1 pseudogene is annotated in these 240 nt (G+C 45.0%); it reads left to right on the forward strand.

Annotated features, from left to right (window positions below):
- A pseudogene (locus D7V20_RS20280) lies at positions 1–240 on the forward strand (hypothetical protein); the annotation flags it as partial.

Raw genomic sequence — 240 nt, forward strand, 5'->3', positions numbered from 1 at the left:
CATCACGACACCACAAGCAGTGATAGGAACTGGAGCAAATACAACGACATTAACCAGTACAGCGAATGGTTTAGATGTTGGTGGCGATAAGATCACGAATGTAGCTGCGGGTACGCTTTCATCTACTTCAACAGATGCGGTGAATGGTAGCCAGCTTAATACAACGAATCAGAATGTAACGACAGCACAAAATACAGCTAATACGGCTAATACGACAGCGAATACAGCGCTGACTACAGC

The sequence above is a fragment of the Acinetobacter rongchengensis genome (assembly GCF_003611475.1).
GTDB classification, from domain to species: domain Bacteria; phylum Pseudomonadota; class Gammaproteobacteria; order Pseudomonadales; family Moraxellaceae; genus Acinetobacter; species Acinetobacter rongchengensis.